At 69.9% G+C, this 3,617-nt stretch carries 4 protein-coding genes; 2 read left to right on the top strand and 2 right to left on the bottom strand.

The window, feature by feature from the left end; all coding sequences use genetic code 11:
- Positions 1 to 182: 182 nt before the first annotated feature.
- Positions 183 to 413, bottom strand: coding sequence for a hypothetical protein (locus tag ACFFNX_RS45060; protein WP_378212426.1), 231 nt, complete (start codon positions 411 to 413; stop codon positions 183 to 185).
- Positions 414 to 751: 338 nt separating this feature from the next.
- Between ACFFNX_RS45060 and ACFFNX_RS45065 the strand changes: the two genes are divergently transcribed.
- Both ACFFNX_RS45065 and ACFFNX_RS45070 read left to right on the top strand, forming a co-directional pair.
- The gene (locus ACFFNX_RS45065; protein WP_378212428.1) at positions 752 to 1,168 is read left to right on the top strand and encodes an ArsR/SmtB family transcription factor; all 417 of its coding nucleotides are present in this window, start codon (positions 752 to 754) and stop codon (positions 1,166 to 1,168) included.
- Positions 1,169 to 1,246: 78 nt separating this feature from the next.
- Positions 1,247 to 2,194, top strand: coding sequence for a VWA domain-containing protein (locus ACFFNX_RS45070; protein ID WP_378212429.1), 948 nt, complete (start codon positions 1,247 to 1,249; stop codon positions 2,192 to 2,194).
- 672 nt (positions 2,195 to 2,866) lie between these two features.
- Here the strand turns inward: ACFFNX_RS45070 and ACFFNX_RS45075 are convergent.
- Positions 2,867 to 3,617, bottom strand: a 751-nt coding sequence (locus ACFFNX_RS45075; protein ID WP_378212430.1) for an amino acid ABC transporter ATP-binding/permease protein, incomplete at its 5' end; no start/stop codon positions are given.

A 3,617-nucleotide genomic window follows, 5' to 3' on the forward strand; every position in this document is an offset into this window, starting at 1 on the left:
CGTCACACACCCCAACCCGCTCACGCAGAGAAACGATCCGATCGCCAGGAGCGATCTAGGCATGTAGTACTAGGGCGGCCGCGAGGTCTCCAGGTTCTTCTTGGTCGATGAACCCTCCACCGGAGACCTCTTCAGTTAGCGATCACGACACACCCCTCGCATACCCGACTTCGAGACAGGCCCTAGGCCCGGGTCGCCAGCGCGTGCCGGGCCAGGGTCAGGGCGAGCTGCAGGCCGAGTTGCGCGAGGAGTCCCGCGCCGCAGGCACTCGCGGCCGCGAGTGCGATCGGCTCGATGAACGGCAGCAGGGAACGCACCATCTCCGGCAGGCCGGCCGTCAGCGCCGCCTGCGCGATACCGATCATGATCGTCATGACGGACCTCCCGTCCGCGCCGTCGAGCGGCGCGGTCATGCCCGTCACGCGGTGCGCCGGCGGCGGGTGTGGTGGTCAGCCCACAGACCGCGGGGCGCGCGTGCCGGGTACGGCGGAATCAGGTCGGTGATCACTTCCATCAGGACTCATCCCGCTCACCTCCTCGCGCTCACGGCCTCGCGGGCCGGTGGTCACGCCTTCGAGTGAAGCATCTCTTTGCGCGTTTGCGCAAGTAGCTTAGTATGCCGATGTTGAGGGAATAACCGCAGGTGAGAAACGGATGGAGGAGAGCCGATGTGTTCACCGGTCACCGGCGCTTCGCCCCGGGCCGTCTGCGGCCGAAGGGGACCGGCGGTTCTTGAACTAGGGTTTGTTGCATGAATGCGCAACCTTCCTCAGAGTCGCCGGTGGTCAGCGTGGACGCGATCGTTTCGGTGCTGAAGGCCGTGGCCGACCCCACCCGGTTCCAGATCCTGTGGGCGGTCGCCGACGACGAGCGTTCGGTACGGCAGCTGTCGGAACTGGTGGAGGCGCACGTCGCCGCGGTGTCACAGCACCTGGCGAAGTTGCGGGCCGCCGGCCTGGTGACCTCCCGCCGCGACGGCACGCGGATCTTCTACAAGGCCGCGAACTCCCAGGTCCGCAACGTACTGGAAGGTGCCGGACTCCTGACCGGCTACATCACCGGACTGGTCCGGCTGCCGGAGACCGAGCAGGACTCCCGTCAGGCGGAGGCACCCGCGCCGGCGGGCGCCGTCGTACCGGTGCGTGTCACCGCGCCGAAGCCCGCATGAGCCGCCGGCCGGGCGCGGGGGACCACCGACCGCTGACGCGGTGCTGACCCGCCGACACACCCCGGCAACGGGGCGGCCATGACGTTCCTGTCGCCGGAGCGCCTGTGGTGGCTGCTCCTGATCCCCGTCGCGGTCGCCGCGTACCTGCTGTCCCAGCGCCGCCGCAGACGCTACGCCGTCCGCTTCACCAACCTCGCCCTCCTGGCTCACGTCGCCCCGCGCCGGCCCGGCTGGCGACGTCACCTCATCGCGACCCTGTTCCTCGCGACGATGGTGGTGCTCCTCGTCGGCTTCGCCCGCCCGGCGAGGCCGACGAGAGTGCCACGGGAACGCGCCACGATCATCGTGGCGATCGACGTGTCCCCATCGATGAACGCCACCGACGTGGCGCCCAGCCGCATCCAGGCGGCCAAGACACAGGCGGACGAATTCGTTCAGAGCCTGCCCGCGCGCTTCAACGTCGGCCTCGTCAGCTTCTGCGGCAGCGCCTCCGCCGTGATCGCCCCCACCCTCGACCGCGGCGCCGTCGAACACGGCATCAACGACCTGCGTCTGTGCAGGGCCACCGCGATCGGCGAGGCCGTCTTCACCGCCCTGCAGTCCATCCGCTCCTTCGACGCCCAGGGGAACCAGGCCCCGCCGCCCGGCCACATCGTGCTCATGTCGGATGGCGACAACACCACCGGACGCTCCACCGCCGAAGCCGCCGCCGCGGCCAGAGCAGCGAAGATCCCCGTCTCCACGATCGCGTTCGGCACTTCGTACGGCACCGTCACCATCGACGGCCAGACCATCCCCGTACCGCCCAGCAAGCCCACCCTCCGCCAACTCGCCGACGCCACCGGCGGCAGAGCCTACGAGGCGGCGGCCGGCTCCCAGCTCTCCCAGGTCTACCGGCACATCGGCAGCTCCCTCGGCTACCGCACCGAGCCCCAGGAGTCCACCTCCGGCTACTTCGGCACGGCGCTCCTGCTCGCGCTCGTCACCGCCAGCCTGTCCCTCGCCTGGTTCGCCCGACTCCCCTGACCACCGACGCCGGTACCATCGGCGCTGCCGGACGCCGGCGGCGGGACACGCATCCGAGATTTACTTCATGCCCGGCGATCCGATCAGTGTCCACCGAACGGCGGATACGTTGCCGACCGGCCGCCAGAAGCCTGTAACAGGACGCGGACGGCGAGACCTGGACCGTCCCACCACAGGAAGCGAAGACCATGAGAGCCCATGAACGCATCTACACGGCCGGCGTTCTTTCGCTTCTCGTCCCGGCGATCGCAGGCTGCGAATCCGCGCCGTCTCCCGGCACCAGTGAATCGCCGGCGTCCTTCAGCGGTGAGCCATCGCACGCGGCTGTCGCGGATCACACCGCCTCAGAGGTAAGTGGAGATGTCAGATTGGTCGGCGGAATGTGGCCCGGCCATGTCTTCGTACCGAGACGGGCGAGCGTCCGCGTGACCAACACCAAGCGGAAGCCGGTCAAGTCGGCGAGTGTCACATCCGGCCACTTCAAGATCGCATTACCGACCGGCTCGTACGAGGTGAGCGTCTACTACGACGACATGAGATGCGGATACCCCCAACACGCCTCAATACCGTCGGACACGCACCTCGTCCTGCACTTCATCTGCCCGATGAGATAGCGGCCGCTCCGAAGGCGAGCCTCCGGCCTTGGCAGATCCGGTCAGGTGAACCGCTCGTCTAGCCCACGGTGAGTGCCTCGTCGTGTTCGTGTTCTCGCCTCCACGTCTCTCGGTACGGGCCCGGGCGGGACAGCAGGTCGGCGTGGGTGCCCCGATCGGCGACCCGGCCGTCGGCCAGGACCAGGATCTCGTCGACCGCCGCCAGGCCGGCCAGGCGGTGGGTGACGAGCAGGGTCGTGCGGCCCTCGGTGGCGGTGAGCAGGTCGGCGGTGAGAGCGTCGGCGGTCGCGACGTCGAGGTGCTCGGCCGGCTCGTCCAGCAGCAGGATCGGGAAGTCGGCCAGCAGCGTACGGGCCAGGGCGATGCGCTGCCGCTGACCGCCGGAGACCCGCGCGCCGTGCTCGCCGACGCAGGTGTCCAGGCCCGAGGGCAGCGCGGAGACCCAGTCAAGCAGCCGGGCGCGGCGCAGCGCGTCGCGTACCCGCTCGTCGGTGGCGTACGGGCGGGCGAGCCGGACGTTCTCCCCGATCGTCGTGTCGAACAGGTGCGCGTCCTGGCCGCACACCCCCACGGCGCGCCGTACGTCGTCGCCCGCCAGTTCGCGCAGGTCGACGCCGTTCAGCGTCACCTCGCCGCCGGCCGGATCGAGCAGCCGCAACAGCACCGTGGTCAGTGTCGTCTTGCCCGAGCCGCTCGGCCCGACCACCGCGCACCGCCGGCCGGGCGCGAGGTCGAGCGAGACGCCGTCGAGCGCGTACGGGCCGCCGGGCGTCCACCGGGCCCGCAGGTCCCGGACCCGCAGGGCGTAC

The organism is Actinoallomurus acaciae (assembly GCF_042429965.1).
GTDB classification, from domain to species: Bacteria; Actinomycetota; Actinomycetes; order Streptosporangiales; family Streptosporangiaceae; genus Actinoallomurus; species Actinoallomurus acaciae.

Bases quoted from the DNA above. Each gene is read 5' to 3' on its own strand.
- ACFFNX_RS45065 (WP_378212428.1), top strand. From the start codon at position 752: ATGAATGCGCAACCTTCCTCAGAGTCGCCGGTGGTCAGCGTGGACGCG.
- ACFFNX_RS45060 (WP_378212426.1), bottom strand. From the start codon at position 413: ATGACCGCGCCGCTCGACGGCGCGGACGGGAGGTCCGTCATGACGATC.
- ACFFNX_RS45070 (WP_378212429.1), top strand. From the start codon at position 1,247: ATGACGTTCCTGTCGCCGGAGCGCCTGTGGTGGCTGCTCCTGATCCCC.